This is a genomic window from Jeotgalibacillus campisalis (assembly GCF_000829515.1).
Classification (GTDB): domain Bacteria; phylum Bacillota; class Bacilli; order Bacillales; family Jeotgalibacillaceae; genus Jeotgalibacillus; species Jeotgalibacillus campisalis.
This window is the reverse complement of the sequence record NZ_JXRR01000001.1, coordinates 394,005-409,818: the sequence shown is the minus strand read 5'-3', so window position 1 is coordinate 409,818 and position 15,814 is coordinate 394,005. Positions and strand designations below refer to the sequence as shown.

General features: G+C 40.3%; 17 protein-coding genes. 8 read left to right on the top strand and 9 right to left on the bottom strand.

The annotated features are described in order from the left end of the window. Nucleotides 1-77: 77 nt before the first annotated feature. The gene (locus KR50_RS01850; RefSeq protein WP_041054087.1) at nucleotides 78-704 is read right to left on the bottom strand and encodes a serine/threonine protein kinase; all 627 of its coding nucleotides are present in this window, start codon (nucleotides 702-704) and stop codon (nucleotides 78-80) included. A 393-nt stretch (nucleotides 705-1,097) separates the two neighbouring features. Between KR50_RS01850 and KR50_RS01845 the strand changes: the two genes are divergently transcribed. After that, nucleotides 1,098-2,168: a diguanylate cyclase gene (locus KR50_RS01845; protein ID WP_041054084.1), complete on the top strand. Its 1,071-nt coding sequence runs from the start codon at nucleotides 1,098-1,100 to the stop codon at nucleotides 2,166-2,168. A gap of 265 nt (nucleotides 2,169-2,433) precedes the next feature. Further along, entirely contained in the window at nucleotides 2,434-2,868 is a 435-nt protein-coding gene (locus KR50_RS01840; RefSeq protein ID WP_232304225.1) for an NUDIX hydrolase, read from the top strand. 199 nt (nucleotides 2,869-3,067) lie between these two features. Here KR50_RS01840 and KR50_RS01835 read toward each other — a convergent pair whose 3' ends face one another. Continuing rightward, nucleotides 3,068-3,319: a GlsB/YeaQ/YmgE family stress response membrane protein gene (locus tag KR50_RS01835; protein WP_041054081.1), complete on the bottom strand. Its 252-nt coding sequence runs from the start codon at nucleotides 3,317-3,319 to the stop codon at nucleotides 3,068-3,070. A gap of 244 nt (nucleotides 3,320-3,563) precedes the next feature. Here KR50_RS01835 and KR50_RS01830 point away from each other — a divergent pair, with 244 nt between their 5' ends. Then, nucleotides 3,564-4,637 carry a branched-chain amino acid aminotransferase gene (locus KR50_RS01830; protein WP_041054078.1) on the top strand — a complete coding sequence of 358 codons (1,074 nt, stop codon included), beginning with the start codon at nucleotides 3,564-3,566 and terminating at the stop codon, nucleotides 4,635-4,637. Between the two features lie 77 nt (nucleotides 4,638-4,714). On the opposite strand, the gene KR50_RS01825 is transcribed toward KR50_RS01830, so the two are convergent. Further along, on the bottom strand, nucleotides 4,715-5,794 hold the full coding sequence (locus tag KR50_RS01825) for a saccharopine dehydrogenase family protein (protein ID WP_041054075.1): 1,080 nt from the start codon (nucleotides 5,792-5,794) through the stop codon (nucleotides 4,715-4,717). A 251-nt stretch (nucleotides 5,795-6,045) separates the two neighbouring features. On the opposite strand from KR50_RS01825, the gene KR50_RS01820 reads away from it, so the two are divergent. Next, nucleotides 6,046-6,234 (top strand): aspartyl-phosphate phosphatase Spo0E family protein, encoded by a 189-nt coding sequence (locus KR50_RS01820; RefSeq protein WP_041054071.1) that lies wholly within the window; start codon nucleotides 6,046-6,048, stop codon nucleotides 6,232-6,234. 593 nt (nucleotides 6,235-6,827) lie between these two features. Here KR50_RS01820 and KR50_RS01815 read toward each other — a convergent pair. Then, a complete protein-coding gene (locus tag KR50_RS01815) occupies nucleotides 6,828-7,439 on the bottom strand; it encodes a hypothetical protein (protein WP_156969434.1) in 612 nt (203 codons plus the stop codon). A 273-nt stretch (nucleotides 7,440-7,712) separates the two neighbouring features. Between KR50_RS01815 and KR50_RS01810 the strand changes: the two genes are divergently transcribed. Continuing rightward, complete coding sequence (locus tag KR50_RS01810; protein ID WP_041054065.1) at nucleotides 7,713-8,267, top strand: TVP38/TMEM64 family protein; 555 nt, start codon at nucleotides 7,713-7,715, stop codon at nucleotides 8,265-8,267. An 89-nt stretch (nucleotides 8,268-8,356) separates the two neighbouring features. Here the strand turns inward: KR50_RS01810 and KR50_RS01805 are convergent, their stop codons facing one another. After that, nucleotides 8,357-9,217, bottom strand: a complete 861-nt coding sequence (locus KR50_RS01805; protein WP_052476673.1) for an STAS domain-containing protein — start codon at nucleotides 9,215-9,217, stop codon at nucleotides 8,357-8,359. A 266-nt stretch (nucleotides 9,218-9,483) separates the two neighbouring features. Between KR50_RS01805 and KR50_RS01800 the strand changes: the two genes are divergently transcribed. Both KR50_RS01800 and KR50_RS01795 read left to right on the top strand, forming a co-directional pair. After that, nucleotides 9,484-9,822, top strand: a complete 339-nt coding sequence (locus KR50_RS01800; RefSeq protein WP_041054062.1) for a thioredoxin family protein — start codon at nucleotides 9,484-9,486, stop codon at nucleotides 9,820-9,822. Nucleotides 9,823-9,883: 61 nt separating this feature from the next. Further along, nucleotides 9,884-10,450 (top strand): DUF6944 family repetitive protein, encoded by a 567-nt coding sequence (locus tag KR50_RS01795; RefSeq protein ID WP_041054059.1) that lies wholly within the window; start codon nucleotides 9,884-9,886, stop codon nucleotides 10,448-10,450. A gap of 56 nt (nucleotides 10,451-10,506) precedes the next feature. Here the strand turns inward: KR50_RS01795 and KR50_RS01790 are convergent, their stop codons facing one another. From KR50_RS01790 to KR50_RS01780, 3 genes are all read right to left on the bottom strand, one after another. Next, nucleotides 10,507-11,331: an SDR family oxidoreductase gene (locus KR50_RS01790; RefSeq protein ID WP_041054055.1), complete on the bottom strand. Its 825-nt coding sequence runs from the start codon at nucleotides 11,329-11,331 to the stop codon at nucleotides 10,507-10,509. 107 nt (nucleotides 11,332-11,438) lie between these two features. Continuing rightward, nucleotides 11,439-13,043 (bottom strand): ABC transporter permease, encoded by a 1,605-nt coding sequence (locus KR50_RS01785; RefSeq protein ID WP_041054052.1) that lies wholly within the window; start codon nucleotides 13,041-13,043, stop codon nucleotides 11,439-11,441. Further along, nucleotides 13,043-13,963: an ABC transporter ATP-binding protein gene (locus KR50_RS01780; RefSeq protein ID WP_041054048.1), complete on the bottom strand. Its 921-nt coding sequence runs from the start codon at nucleotides 13,961-13,963 to the stop codon at nucleotides 13,043-13,045. Before KR50_RS01780 ends, KR50_RS01785 begins: the two co-directional genes overlap by 1 nt. 169 nt (nucleotides 13,964-14,132) lie before the next feature. Here KR50_RS01780 and KR50_RS01775 point away from each other — a divergent pair, with 169 nt between their 5' ends. After that, nucleotides 14,133-14,717, top strand: coding sequence for a TetR/AcrR family transcriptional regulator (locus KR50_RS01775; RefSeq protein WP_041054045.1), 585 nt, complete (start codon nucleotides 14,133-14,135; stop codon nucleotides 14,715-14,717). 44 nt (nucleotides 14,718-14,761) lie between these two features. On the opposite strand, the gene KR50_RS01770 is transcribed toward KR50_RS01775, so the two are convergent. Then, nucleotides 14,762-15,505, bottom strand: coding sequence for an SDR family oxidoreductase (locus KR50_RS01770; RefSeq protein ID WP_041054043.1), 744 nt, complete (start codon nucleotides 15,503-15,505; stop codon nucleotides 14,762-14,764). Nucleotides 15,506-15,814: the final 309 nt, after the last annotated feature.

Here is a 15,814-nt window from a genome sequence, read left to right as displayed (position 1 = left end):
CGATGAAATCTCTCTTGAAAAGTGAGATTTCACCGGTTTAGTCATTTCTGCAGTTTTTTGTTTCACGTGGAACAGTTTCAGCCGCGTATAAAAAAATGAAAAAGACCTGGCTTTTTTTTATATAAATAGGCTACTCCATTTAAAATCGTTTCAGGCACACGCTTGGGGAATAAAAGGTGATTATATAGAGGGAAAGCACCCTTTAAGTTTTCCCATTGTGTGTCCTGCTCCTTGACCTGGCGAAATCTCGCAAGGTCAATCAGTTTAATGGAGCCATCTGGAGTCACAATAATGTTTCGTAAATGGACATCTGAAGGGGTAAGCCCTGCTTTTTTTGCTTCTGATAGGGCAGCGTCGACTTCCTCGATATTCTTTTCTTGAATTCTTTTTCCTTCAGTTAAACATTGGAAAAGTGTACGCCCATCCACAAAATCAATCACTAGGTAGTGATCTCCGGAGTCGTGCAGCGAAGGATAATAGCGGCTTCCTGCTAAAAGTCTGTAGATTGCTGCTTCTTCAGCAGCGATGAATGTAAAGTCGGGAAAATATACCTTTATCACAAGATTGGTGCCGCGAATACGAAAAGCTGCTGCACTTCTCCCAACACCACTAATTAGCAAATCGGTGTGATGAGCTGTTATGACGGTCTTGCCATATTGCTGTGTGAACTCAATGCTATCTGCATATTGCTTGTAGAGGTCCATTTGGAGCACCCTTTCTTTAAACTGAACCGGGGAGAGAACTGCGGCATGCTTCTGCCTATATCATCATATAACAGAAAATGAAATCAGTGTACGAATAGAGCATCAAAATTATAGCAGGTAACCATAATATTTCTGGCTTTTTATAAAAGTTTATTCTTATAAATTTTTTTATAGAAGCAACCCTCATGTGTTTTCTATGTGCTTACCCGGCATTTGCCAACGTCTTTACATTCTAACACGGCATCAATAGTTGAGGCTGTCGAGTATTTTTTCTCTTAGATCATAAAGATTCTTTCATTTATAGTTATCTATGACGATACATAAAGAGAGGATTTAAAAACGGTCAATAATAGGACAATTTTGCCTTTAACTATCTTGTATGGGGTGTTTTAGTTGATAGAAGATTTATTTGTAAACCTTTGTATATTGATGACGATGCTTTTCACTTATTTACAGATTAGATGGAAGTGTAAAGCAGAAAATACATATTCAATAAAGTGGAAATGGCTTGACGGGATCGCCGCAGGTGCGATGGGAAATGTGCTCATGTATTTCTCTATTCCAGTGAACACCGAAACGCTGATCGACCTTCGTTATATTCCCATTATGCTATCCTTCTTATTTTTAGGGGTCTATCCTTCTGTAATCAGCAGTATCATAATCATACTTGGCCGTTTTATCTTCGGGATAAACCTATCTTCTCTTGCCGCATTATTTTTTATTCTATTTATATTTGCAGGATTTTACCTTATTGTAAGGTCTACTTCATCCGTTCACAAGCGAACAGCAGCGATGGTGATCCATGCAAACATCATGTTTTCCGTTGTGTTAATGATTATTATTCAAGATTTGCAATCTATTTATTTGATCATTCCTCTTTATTGGGTATTATCAGGTATAGGCGGTTTTGCAACCATGTTTTTCGTTAAATATATAATAAAATCTCACTATTTATTGACTAAATATGAATTGGAGTCAGGGACAGATTTTTTGACGGGGCTTCACAACACCCGCCAATTTTGGAATCGTTGGTCAAAGCTCGTTGTAAATGCAGAGCGGAAAAATGAAAAATTATCGCTCTTGATGATCGATATCGATTTTTTTAAGTTCGTTAATGATACTTATGGTCATCCAGCAGGGGATCAGGTCTTAAAAGAGCTTGGCCGGCTCTTAAAGAAAACCGTAAGATCTTTTGATATTGTTTCTAGAAATGGAGGGGAAGAATTTTCTGTTATTCTACTTGATTGCTCGAATCAGCGTGCAGTTGAAATGGCAGAAGCAATCAGGTCTGCTGTTGAAAGTCATCTCTTTGAATTGTCCTTAGGGGATCCTATATCAATCACGGTTTCAATCGGAATCGCTACGTATCCTGACACCGTCATTCATCCAGAACAGATCACTGTTGAAGCAGACAAAAATTTATATAAGGCAAAACAATCCGGCAGAAATCGGGTATTCACATAAGCGAAAGGTGAAGTGTTCAAACAAAAATAGATACGCTGCTTTTGGTATAGTGAAAGAAAACACTGCGGGGGGATTGGATGGATCAAAAGAAAATAATGAAGAAAATGGATTCTCATCGACCAACAATAATTGGAGAAGAGAGTATGCGCAAATATGCCATTCTGCTGCCGTTTACCGAGAAGGATGGGGAGCTCCATCTGCTCTTTGAAGTTCGTGCTCAATCCATGAGGCGGCAGCCGGGAGAAGTATGTTCCCTGGAGGACGTGTGGATGAAGAAGACAGCGGGGCGCTTGAAGCAGCTGTTCGCGAGGCGGAAGAAGAGCTTGGGGTGATCCATACCGAAATAACGGATGTTTCACCATTTGGAACACTGGTTTCACCCTTTGGCATGACCGTTCACTCCTTTATCGGCTTTTTAAAAAAGGGGGCGGATGTTAAAGTGAATCCTGCTGAGGTGGAGGAAGTGTTTACTGTGCCACTGTCATACTTTTTAACGAATTCTCCTTCCTATCACCCCATAAACGTAGAAGTCAAGCCGGAGGAAGGCTTTCCCTACGATTTAATCGCTAATGGACGTGAATATAAATGGCAGACACGGCAGTACCATGAATATTTTTATCATGTGGATGGAAAAGTGATTTGGGGTCTGACTGCGAGGATACTGAAAGAGTTTATAGAAGTGTTAAAAAAAGATCAGTAGCAAAAGCCCGTTACACAGGATACTTGTGTGACGGGTTTTATTTTGTATTGCTTCTATAATAAGCATGGACTTGGGGATCCTTTTATTGAGGCGCATGTACAGGCAGGCCGGAGTGATTGATGAGAGAGCCAAAGAGATCTTGGAAAATGCTGAACCAACGCATAAAAAAACGTCCGGGACAAGGCCCGAACGTCTGCTGTTATTTTTTTCGTGCTGCTTTTAAAATGATACTTAATAGAAATACAAAAATAATGGCACCAAGCAGTGCAGATAGAATATTGATTCCGGCGATAGTAGGACCAAATGCAGGCAGAAGCTCTCCTGCTATCCACGAACCGATAATACCTGCGATGATATTTCCAACACAGCCCATTGGTACGTCTTTACCCAGGATCAGTCCTGCCAGCCATCCGATAAGTCCACCAACAATTAAATAAAGTATAAATCCCATAATTACTCTCCTTTCACAATCTGATCTACCTTTTATTACCCTCTTTTCATCGGAAAAATGCAGTGACCAAGAAAATTCTACAAAGGATTTCATAAGATTCTCTAACAAAATTTACTTATTTGCTGGCAACGTCATTTTAAATTTTCTGTTTTTTTCAAAATAATCCTTTAAAAAAGAAGAGGTAGTGTGTAGAATGATTCAAATAACGCAAACCCAATTTGATTGAAGAGAAGGAGTCCTGAAGATGAAAACAAAAGAACTGGAAATTGTGAAAAGTACTGCATTAAAAAATAAGCCATCTAAGGACCAGATACCATTTGGGACGACTTTTACTGATCATATGTTTACGATGCATTGGGAAGAACAAAAAGGTTGGCATGAGCCGAAAATTGGTCCTTATGAACCGTTAACTCTTGATCCGGCAGCTATGATTTTTCATTACGGCCAAACCGTATTTGAAGGGCTGAAAGCGTATCGAACAGAGGATAACCGAATCTTGCTTTTTCGCCCGGAAAAGAATGTTCAGCGGTTAAATTTATCGAGTGAACGTCTCAGTATCCCTCCGGTTGAAGAAGATGTGTTACTGGACTATTTACAAATTCTCATTCAACTGGAACAGGACTGGGTGCCTTCTACGACAGGTACGTCGCTTTATATTCGTCCATTTATTATTGCTACTGAACCAAATCTGGCGGTAGGACCATCCAAATCGTATACGCTGATGATTATTCTTTCTCCTGTAGGGTCGTATTTTCCTGGCGGGATTGAACCAGTTGTTATTAATGTTGAAGATCAGTTTACAAGAGCGGTCAAGGGCGGAACGGGAATGGCAAAAACAGCAGGAAATTATTCTTCAGGCTACCAGGCTCAGGCAAGTGCAAAGAAGAAAGGCAATGCTGACGTACTGTGGCTTGATGGTGTGCATAAAAAATACATCGAAGAAGTAGGCAGCATGAATATCTTTTTTAAGATAAAAGGAGAAGTAGTTACGCCTGAATTAAATGGAAGCATTCTGAAAGGAATTACAAGAATGTCTATTATTGAGTTGCTGAATGAGTGGGAGATCCCCTTTGTCGAAAGAAGAATTTCAATCGACGAGCTGTATCAGGCTTATGAGGACGGGTTAGTAGAAGAAGTTTTTGGCACCGGTACAGCTGCCGTTATTTCCCCAGTAGGTGAATTAAACTGGCTCGGCAAAAAAATGGTCATTAATAATCATCAAATTGGTGAGCTTTCACAGAAATTATATGATACCATCACAGGCATTCAGACCGGAAAAGTAGAAGACGTCTTTAACTGGACGGTGGAAGTAAACTAACGGGCATAAAGGAGAATCGCGAATGATGCGATTCTCTTTTGCTTTTTCTCCGTATTAGTTAATCAACTGCAAGAATTTTAGTAAAGTTTCTCATGCTCCACCTCAAACCTGCCACATCCCGGCAGTTCTTCAATCAACTTGGAACCAAACATGCCTGCGGGTGTGAAACTGCCTCCCGATGGATTGGCTTGATCAAGGATCCGAACGGTGACTTCTAATGCACCCGCAGCTGTCAGGCTGTAGACATTCGGGGTTTGAATTCGGACAGTATACTGCTCTCCGGCATCGTTTCTTGCTTCACCCCAAATATAGGCAGGAGAGGTGTCACGAGACGATTCATCCGGTCCGCTTACCTTTATGTCCACCAAGTGCAGGAGTGCTTTTTGTATGGGTGCGGTGCCAAGAACCGGACCAAAGAAGCTCATAAAACGGGCAGCACGTATCGTTGAAGCAGGCATAGGAATCCATGTGGAGATGTTAGGAATTCCTGTCGTGTGAAAAGCGGTTGATACGTCACCCCAAGGAATCGCTGTGGCCGTTCGTTTGCCTCTCCCGAAATCAATCGTGCGCTTCTTTTTTCCAATTGGAAACGCATTGATTTCAGTATTTTTCCTTTCCAGACTTCCAGATGATAGGCCGTGGACCATGGTTTTAAACGTACCTGGAGAGATCCCCGAATCTGAATCAAAGCCAAGCGAAAGATGTGTCGCGTCTGGTACTAACTCCTTTAATTTCAAAGCAGTACAATCGGTAGGAATCACATCAAAACCGACCCCTGAGCAAAGAATCACGCCAGCTTTTTCTGCGCGTCCAGCTTGTTTCTTAGCATGAGTGTGTTCAAAAACGTCCACTTCTCCCGTAATGTCTAGATAATGAGTGTTGGACAGCAGGCAGCCTTCGATCATTGGCGAACTGGTGGAACGAAAAGGACCTGCACAATGTAGAACAAGATCGATCCCGGCAAGATGCTCTTTAATCATTTTTGGGTCATCAAGTGAATAGACGCTGGTTTCGAGATTCAATTCTTGAGCTAGAGAATTGAATTTTTCCTTGCTCCTTCCCGCTAGGATGGGTGTATATCCATTTTCAACAGCCAATCGTGCAATTAATTCACCTGTATATCCGCTTGCTCCATAAATCATCCACGTTTTCTTCATCTCTTTCTCTCCATTCTGTAAGTAGATTATTTTTTAAAAGAAAAAAAGTAATAGAAATTCTATTAAAATATGCGTATAGTCTTCTTTTTTATGATATATGCTCATGTGAATGTTACAAATTTGTGAAATTTTTAAAATAAGCCGCAGTTCGACAAGTTTAGTAAAATAAATAACCTATAATCATTTTTATGTTGATCTAAAAAAATTATTTGACGATAGAATTACTTAATAGTTAAGTGGAGGTGGTAGAAATGACTAGGACACGAAATGTATATCAACAATATATACTGCTAAAACAAATAAACCAAAAGAGAGTTGATATGTATAATAAAGCGGCCAAATTTGGTTTTACTAATGACCATGTTGTACAGTGCAGCCAGGAACTTGATACACTGCTGAACGAATACCAGGATATGTTTTTATTCCATGAAGTAGTTTAGTGTCTTATGGTACTGTTTCCCTTTTACTAGATTCTTCACACCTGCGCATGAGCGTTAACTGCTCGGCACTAGATCAGTCTCACAGAATTGAAGACTTGAGAACGGATTTTATATATTGCTGCTCTGGGTGATCGAAACCAATTTAGTTCACATTAAAATAGCGTTAATAAATTACATTCTCTTACTCTCGGTCTGCCTTGCACTTCCTTATCTATATTCTTTTATATTTAATGGGTTATTCCATGAGCAGGGTGAATTCTATAGTAAGACTAAAGAAGGGCCTTTATTTACACCATAATATGCTTTATGTATTTAATAATGCGCTCAACTTATTTAAGTAAGTGAAGGATCACGTAATATAGATAAATAGAAGAAAAAGTAACTCTATAAACTTACTATTTTAAGAGTTTAAAAGTGCTTATTTTAAAGGTGAAAGACAAAAATGAGGTTAAGACACCTATGTCTCAACCTCTTCTAACTTGTTTACTGCGCTTCAGGGGGACGCTTTCCGCTCCCCTCATATTTGCGATTTTAAAAAATATCATTTTAACATCTTTCTTAGTTCTGTCCCAGCCTCGAGTTAGCTGTTCTGATTATCCACCATTTAATTCTTGCTGCAGGTCATCTTTATCTACAAATTCGATTTCCGCTATTTTACCACCTTCTGGAACATTCGCTTTTCCCTCAAAATTGTATTGATTTGTTTCCCCTTTTTCATTTTCAACATTCACTTGATAAGTGAAATGATACAGAGCAGGATGATTTTCGCTCTGACGGATCTCTATATTGGACGGGGTCATTTTAAAATTGCCATCATAATTACTATAATTAAAAGCAAGACCTGTATTTATGAAGCGCTCGTAACCGCCTTCAGTAAAGTGAAGTGCATAGGTATCTTCCCTGTAGTCGGTAAGGTCTTTATACACGGGTGTTTTCATAAAATTATCTTGTTCATCCTGGTCTTTAACAGCCTGTTGAGCTTCCATTGCTGCATCATTTAATTCTCTAAACTTCTCATCTGGTGCAGTAAATTCTTTTTCAATGACAGCCTGTATTTCTTCTAAATTTTCATCCGTTGTCCCGTCTGTTTGTGGAGGATCATTGCTGTTAGCTGCCCCGCTTCCTGAACAACCTGCAATTACAAGACACGAAGCCACCAAAAGGATTATACTAGCTAGTTTTCTTAGCCATAAATCTTTTTCCATGGAATACATACTTACTCCTCCTTATTTGAAATTGGGAATGTTCCTAACGTAAAAAAGGGGTATAGTAGTAGTACGGGTAAGTTCTTGAAAAGATTCAAAATTCTTTCAATTACATTATTGTCATTCACTGAAGTCTTTGGAAAACTTTCTACCTACTAAGATATTCAGCTGAACAGATACGTTATGAGAAAAGGTAAACGGTGGCAGTGGAGTTAATGGGGACAGGTCTAAAGTGACCACTGGACAATAATCTATACAGACAGGAGGGGTCACATGGATCAATTTGATCATTCCCTTGAGGTTTTCATTGAATCTGCAGGTTGGATGGCGCCGGTTCTTTTTGTTTTGCTGCATGTTTTAAGGCCATTTTTCTTTTTGCCTGTGATCGTTGTCTGCATAGCTGGAGGCGTATTATTTGGTTTTTTAGAGGGCTCATTGCTCTCATTTATTGGTCTTTCATTAATGAGCTTAATTTCTTACCTGCTCGTTCATACATTTCCTCGTTTTCAAAAAAGGCTGACCAGGCTGAAGGATAAAGTATTTAAAGATCGCAAAGTAACCGTGTCGCAGGTGATGGTTTTGCGAATCATGCCCTTTGTTCATTTTCATCTTCTATCTCTTTACTTGATCGAAATGTCTGCATCGTTTAAAGAGTATGTGTACTATTCTTTATTAGGGCTGATTATGCCGGCTGTCTTTTATACAGCCTTTGGACAAGTAATTACAGAGCTTCCCTGGTATTTGACCATTTTGCTGCTTTTCATTCTGATTGGTGTTTTTCAGCTGCTAGGAAGAATAAATAAATCACAGATGCAATCAAAAGTCTGATCCAGCTTCAGGGTTTTCTGCTAGTAAAAAAGCGGCGGTACATTCTACAAAAAGAATGTACTGCCGCTTTTTTAAATTCTGATTATCAATTACTCTTCTTTTTCCATCAGGTAAAAACCAATTGATGCAAGAGCGGCTTCGAGATTACCCACGATTTCGGTTTCAAGTGTCGAAAGCTCCTGGCCGTTGTCCATATCGTATTTCGCAATATCCGGTGTAATCCCTGTGACAATGGTTTGAATGCCCATCAATTGAAGGGATTTAACAAGATTAATAAGAACATTAGGGAAAATGCCGTCCAATATAATGAGACCGGATAAATCAATAATGAAATGGTGAATTTGATGGCTGCTGCCGTATTCTAATACGGATTGCAAAATTTTCTGCGCGCGGTTGTCATCAATGATTCCTTGAATGGACAAAATAGAAATGCCTTTCGTAATCGGAATGATCGGTACCGTTAAAAATCCCATATTATATGTAGTCTGATCTAACTCGATCGTGTGTGCCAAGACCTCTGCCATAGCATGCAGATAGTCTATATCCGACTGACTGAAATCTTTTTCTTCTTTATCTATTACACAAAGGGTGCCGAATACTTCGCCCTGCAAGTTGCGCAGTGTAACACCTAAGAAGCCCTTCGCGTTCAATTGAGGGGTCACCTCTAATTCTTTAGTTACTTCATTGCGCATTAAATTTTCGGTTGTCATGGCACTTTTAGGATCGGTAATAATCAGCCGGCAGTAGGTTTGATCGTATGTGATCGAGTAGCCCTCCGAAATAATTTCTTCTTGTTTATTATATGAGCTGAGAACCGTCATGGCACCTGATCCTTTTTTTGTTACATAAACTGTGTTCACATTCAGCCGGTCACTGATAATCGTAAAAATTCTTTTAGATGCAGTGATTAAAGATGCATGATCAGATGATAAATTATATGGAATGGACAAGGAATTTAACCTCCTAAAAAACGGTATTACATTTAGTATAAAGTGGTTAATTATTTCATGCAATGAATGGGCACTGGGATAATCATGGATTACCGGATAAATTAAGATTTTCCCCAGTCCGGCCAGGAAAAGGAGCTTTAGTTTTTCAAGAAAAAGACTAAGTGGTATTTATGTTATATGCTTTGCCGCTGGAGACGTAATTCCTATCTTATTGAAACCTTTTATAATCAGCAGCAATCATTAAACTAAGAACGGAGCGATACAAAATGAGACCAACGATTGAACTCACTTCTTTGCAGGAAGCAGAAGCAGCAATAGAACGCGATACTATCCTGCTTTTGTATTTATCAAAAGAGAACTGCAGTGTTTGTCATTCTTTGTTGCCGAAAGTCCAGGAAGTTATGGCGGCATTTCCACGTATACATTTTTACCATGCAGATGTGGAGCAGATTAAAGAAATGGCTGGACGATTTTCTATTTTTACCGTACCTGTCCTTCTTTTATTTGTAGAGGGGAAAGAAATGCTAAGAGAAGCCCGGTTTGTCAGAATAAATGATCTGGAAGAAAAATTAGATAAGATCAGCACCATGTATTTAGCTGAATGAAACAGAAAGTGTTCTCTTTCCGAGAATTGAATAAACTAACTAAATAGAGAGGGGGGGCTGTATGGATAATCAGTTCAAAGAAGTTTTTGGCGCCGCTATCGCAGCAATCGGCACGATTATTTCAGCAGTAGGCAGCACACCCTCTATCCCTATACCTGATCAAAGTCAAGATGATTTAAACCTGTGGGGGAATGTTTTGCAAGCAACCGGTAATGCGCTTGAAGCAGATGGGCAGGAAGGGCCTTCGCTTGAAAAAACGGGAAATGAAATTCAGGCAGCTGGAAATATCACCGTTATTGCAGGGCTGGTTCAAGTCAGTGATGAAACCAATAATAACAAACTTGTGATAACCGGAAACTGGATCCAGGCATTGGGGGGGCTTGTGTCTTTGGCAGATGAAGTGTCGGATGGGTCTGCTCCCGGACAGACTGAAGCGATCATTGGAAACTTGCTGCAGGCAATCGGGAATTCCATGCAGGCGGTCTCAGGTGTTTATGAGCTGAGAAACTCTGGCAGCTCATCCGCAGCAGAAATAGTTTACTACCAGCAAATCGGTGTATACGGGAGCTGGATTCAAGCTGTAGGTTCAGTATTATCATTTCTGGGACAAATACAAGAGGAACAATAAAACAGGCACTCAAAAATGAGTGCCTGTAAAGATGGAAATTCGTAAGATCAATGCGTTTATTCTGTTCCTTTTTTCCATTCATCTTCTTCGATCAGCATTTTTCCTGGCCAAGTATAAGCCATTATGCCGCCATCTGCTTTAATATCTTCTCCGGTTACGTACGAGCTGTCATCAGATGCCAAAAATAGAGCGACTGTCGCCATTTCTTTCGGCTGTCCGAGTCTGCCCATCGGCGTAATCCATTTATTCGCTTCCCGGAATTCTTTCCCCATTTTCTCCTGCTTGCTGCCAACGAGTTCGTCAATCAGCGGCGTTTCAATGGTGCCCGGTGAAAGGGAGTTTACCCGGATGCCATCTCGTGCATAATCAATGGCCATTCCTTTTGTAAAGTTGATAATACCGCCTTTTGCCGCATTATATCCTGAACGGTCCAAATCAGCAGCGTGGCCTGACATTGAACCATTATTGATAATGGAACCGCCATTTTCCAGCATAAGTGGAATGAGGTACTTGCTGCACAAGAACGTTCCGCGCAAATCAACAGCCATAATGCGGTCAAATAATTCGACAGGATATTCATGAACTTTTCCGCCTTGTTCATCTACTCCGGCATTGTTAAATAAAACATCTATCGTTCCGTACTTCTCCTTCATCTCGTTAGCGAATTCTGTTACACTCGCCTCGCTAGAAACATCCACGTGAAAGGCCTCTGCCTGTCCTCCGCTATTTTTGATTTTTTCAATTGTCGACTGAAGTTCCTCTGTTTTTATATCTGCACAAATGACGGCTGCGCCTTCATTTGCAAACACCTCTGCTGTTGCCTGGCCGATTCCAGTTGCAGCACCGGTGATAACTGCTGTTTTATTCGAAAGTCTTCCCATTTTATAAAACCTCCTAAAATTACTTTATACGAGAATCTTCCCTTATTGTGAAAGAGTAAACATAGTACAGGCAGTTGTTCCTTCAGTCTTGCTTTTTTAAAAAAATATCACCCCGTTATGTCCCGCCTGCGGTAACCGGCAAATCCTGCTGCAGTTAGGATAGCGCTAACGCCAAGGAGCAGCAATACCGCTGTCAGGTTAAAATCTTCCATCGGAATTTGAGGGACATGGCCAAAAGGTGAAAGGCTGCTTAGCCATTCAGGGAACTGCATCATCCCGCCTAAATAAACGATAAAAAAGGAGTATCCCAGGTAGAGCAGAGAAAGACTTGTGAGAGAAGGAACTAAACCGATTAAGAAAATCGCTGTCCCGATCATAACCCAGATCGCGGGTAAATACACAACAGCTCCTTTAAAAAGGGAAAGAAAGGCTATTGGGTCCTCCATGGTGGAAACAGAAGCACTCCAGAGACCTGTTACCGCCAGAAGAATCATGACAAAGCTAAAGAAAGAAGAAAGTAACGCATAACTGCCGAGAAGCTTCCATCTTGAAACAGCCCTTGATAAAAGGTGTTCTGTCCGGCTTTGTTTTTCTTCTCCTTTTACTTTCAGCATGAATAGCAAGGCGGGAACTGTGCAAATCATCGAAATAACCGCCATGATCATTGTTAAAAATTGTTCTGTAAGTGATAAGCCCTCAACAGGAGGGAGCATGTCATTCATTATGTCACTGCTTGCAAAAAAAGATTCTAAATCTCCCAGAACCGAGCCATATGACACACCTAACAGGTACATGCCGATTGCCCAGGAAATAATACTTGTGCGCTGAAGACGCAGTGCAAGTCCGAGGGGACTGAGCAAAAGAAGCGAAGCATGCTTTTTGCCAGGGTTAGAAGGTAAGAATCCTGATCCCAGGTCCCGCAGCCGGTTTAGATATAAAACGCCTGCAGTAATAATAATGGAAATAACGCCTGCAAGGACTACCGGCCCCCAATCGTTTGCCACATAAGCTTTTGTTCCTGTTGCCCATCCTAACGGAGAGAACCAGGACAGCGTCTCATTGCTGACATCACCAATCGCCCGCAGAAGATACGATAGACCTAAAACGGTCATAGAATAGCCAACTGCACCGCGTGAGTGTTGAGATAATTGCGCAAAAAGTGCAGTAACAGCAGAAAAGAAGATCCCTGTTGCCCCGAGCGCTGCACCGTACAACAATGAGCCATTTAAATCCATACTTTCTATGCGCATACTATATAAGCCCACTCCAATTAGAAGTGCGAGCAGTATATTTGCCGCTAGTAAGACGACTAAAGATGCTGTTAGTGTAGAAGCACGCCCAACTGGCAGTGAACGGATAAGTTCAATTCGTCCTTCTTCTTCATCTGTCCGGGTATGCCGTACGATAAGCAATATATTCATTATCGCGACCAACACCGCAGAAAACAAAAGCATTTGATGTGACATCATCGCTCCTACAGTGTAATTGTCAAGTCCATATCCCGGTCCCACCATCGCCGTCATGGCAGGGTTTCGCATAGTCTCTGCCATGGCCTGCCGTTCTTCTTGTGAGTGGTATAACTCCGTAAAAGATGAAGCTGTAATCATTGTAAGAAACACTAATGAAACGAGCCATATCGGTAATCGAAGTCGATCCCGCTTTAAAATAAACCGAATCAGCTTACCTGTCTGGTGAAATTCCTGTTTCCACATTATGAGACACCTCCCGCTCCTGTTCTTGAAGCATCTTCTTTTTCTTCGTAATGCTTCATAAACAAATCCTCCAACGTTGGAGGCGAGCTTTCCAATTTGATCAGTTCAAACTGACTGATATGCCTGATTACTGAATCTAGTGCATCTGAGTCAATCTGAAATGAAAGGACACCATGTTCCTTTTTCTCCATGTCATAAACCCCATTTAATTGTTCCAAATCTGTCAGCGGCTGCTTGGTTTTAACCAGCAGATGAGTGCGTGTTAAGTGACGCAATTCGTTTAAGGTCCCCGACTCAATAATGACGCCTTGACGAATGATAGCAATCCTGTCACAGAGCTTTTCTACCTCAGAAAGGATGTGGCTGGAAAGAAGAATACTCTTCCCTTCAGCTTTTGCTTCAAGGACACACTCTTGAAAAATCTTTTCCATCAATGGGTCAAGACCGGAAGTAGGTTCATCCAATATATATAGATCTGCTTCAGAAGCGAATGCCGCAATCAATGCGATTTTTTGACGGTTCCCTTTGGAATATGTCCGGCATTTTTTAGAAGGGTCAAGATTAAATCGCTGAATAAGCTCATCCCTGCGGCTCTTATTCAATCCGCCCCGCATCTTCATAAACAAATCGATGACTTCGCCGCCTGTTAAGTTTGGCCATAAATTCACATCACCAGGAACATAAGCCACCTTTTGATGAATCTCGACTGCATCCTTCCAGACATTACGGCCGAATATCTGTGCCTCTCCGGAAGTAGCTTTTATCAGCCCGAGCAAAATTCGGATCGCAGTCGATTTTCCTGCACCGTTTGGACCTATAAATCCATATACTTCACCGCTGTTAACCTCCAGATTCACCCCGTTTAATGCAGTGAATTTTCCAAAATTTTTCGTTACATTATTTAGTATAAGTACCGACATCTAAACCACTCCTTTCAGTTAAAAAATTGTATTTTAAAAAAAGATATAAAATATATGTGCTTATATAGTTCATAATATACATAAAAAGTAGTTTATACAATAGAATATGAACTAAATTAATTGTTTTATTACATAAATTTTATTATTATATACAGTAGAGGTGAGTTTAATGGACGGTTTTCAGCGAAGAAGAGAGCAAAAGAAACAAAATATATTAGAAGCATCCCTCCGTTTATTTATGGATTATGGAATTCAAAAAGTCTCTATTGCAGAAATAGCAAAAACGGCGAAGGTATCGCAAGTAACGATTTATAATTACTTTCAAAACAAACACACATTAATACACGATGTCTTTATTTATTATGTGGATCAGTCATTTAAGAGATTTGAAGTGATCATTGTAAGTGAGGCGCCTTTTCCTGAAAAAATCCAGCAAGTCATTTTTAATAAACAGGAAGTAGCCGCACAAATTAATCAGGAATTTTATCAGCATCTTATGCAGGAATATTCAAAAGAGGGGAATTATATCGAAAAGATATATAACGAAAAAGCTCTTCCTTATTTTTCAAAGCTGTTTCAGGAGGGAAAAGATCAAGGGTATATAGACCCGGGGTTATCAGATGAAGCCATTATGTTTTATGTACAAATGCTGAAGGATTATGTTCAACGGGAAGATGTATACGCGAAAATCCTGCCTCTTACAGAAGAGATTACGAATATTTTCTTTTACGGAATAATTGGTAAAAAGGAGTAAAAAAAGCCAGTACCCACGATGGGAAACTGGCTTTTTTCTTTATTTTACCATTCCTGCACAGTCGGGCGTACAAGAATTTCATTGATCGCGACATCAGCTGGTTCTTCAATGGCAAATGCGATGGTGCGGGCAATGCTGTCAGGCTTAATCGCCTCACTGTAAACTTCGTCGATGGACGATTTTACATCTTCATCTGTAATGGTTTCTTTTAGCGGTGTGCTAACCGCTCCTGGTGAGATAATCGTTGTTCGAATGTTGCTTGCTTTTGATTCTTCAAGTCGAAGTCCCTCAGTGATCGCACGAACCGCAAACTTCGTTGCACTGTAAACCGAACTTCCCGGTGCAATCTCATGTCCTGCGACAGAAGAGATATTGATTACATGGCCTTCTTTCTTTTCTCTCATATAAGGCAGCACAGCCGCTATGCCGTTTAGTACACCTTTAATATTTACATCAATCATTGTATTCCACTCGTCAATTTTTCGTTTGTTTAACAGGGATAATGGCATTAATCCAGCATTATTCAAAAGTACATCTACTTTGCCGTACGTATCATTCGCGTAGCTGGCAAGTGCATCTACTTCTTCAATAGAAGTAACATCTGTCACTTTGTAGATCGCTTCTCCACCTTCTTTTTCAATGGATTGCTGAAGGTCTTTTAATTTGTCCTCACGTCTTGCTGCCAGTACCACTTTAGCTCCTTTGCTGCTTAGCAGCTTAGCTGTTTCTTCTCCGATTCCGCTTGAAGCCCCGGTAATAATGACAACTTTTCCTTGGATAGTAGACATTCTAAAACCTCCATTTTTAAAATCCCTATTAATCTATAATAAAGGGTCCACCCATTCTAATAGATAGGAGGGGGGTGGAAGCAAGCGTTTTGTTTATTAAATGTGCTTTTTCGCACTAAAGGGGTCAGACCCCTTTAGTGCGAAAAAGCATTTACAAGCTTTTAACAACAACTCGCTTGACATCAGACCTCCATAATTCTAAAGAATTAGTAATTGTTCTGATAAGTGTAAATTAGGTGTTAAAAGAACCAATCTAAGTCAAGATAAAAGGACGTTAGTATTAATTATTCGTAAATTTTTCCAATATCT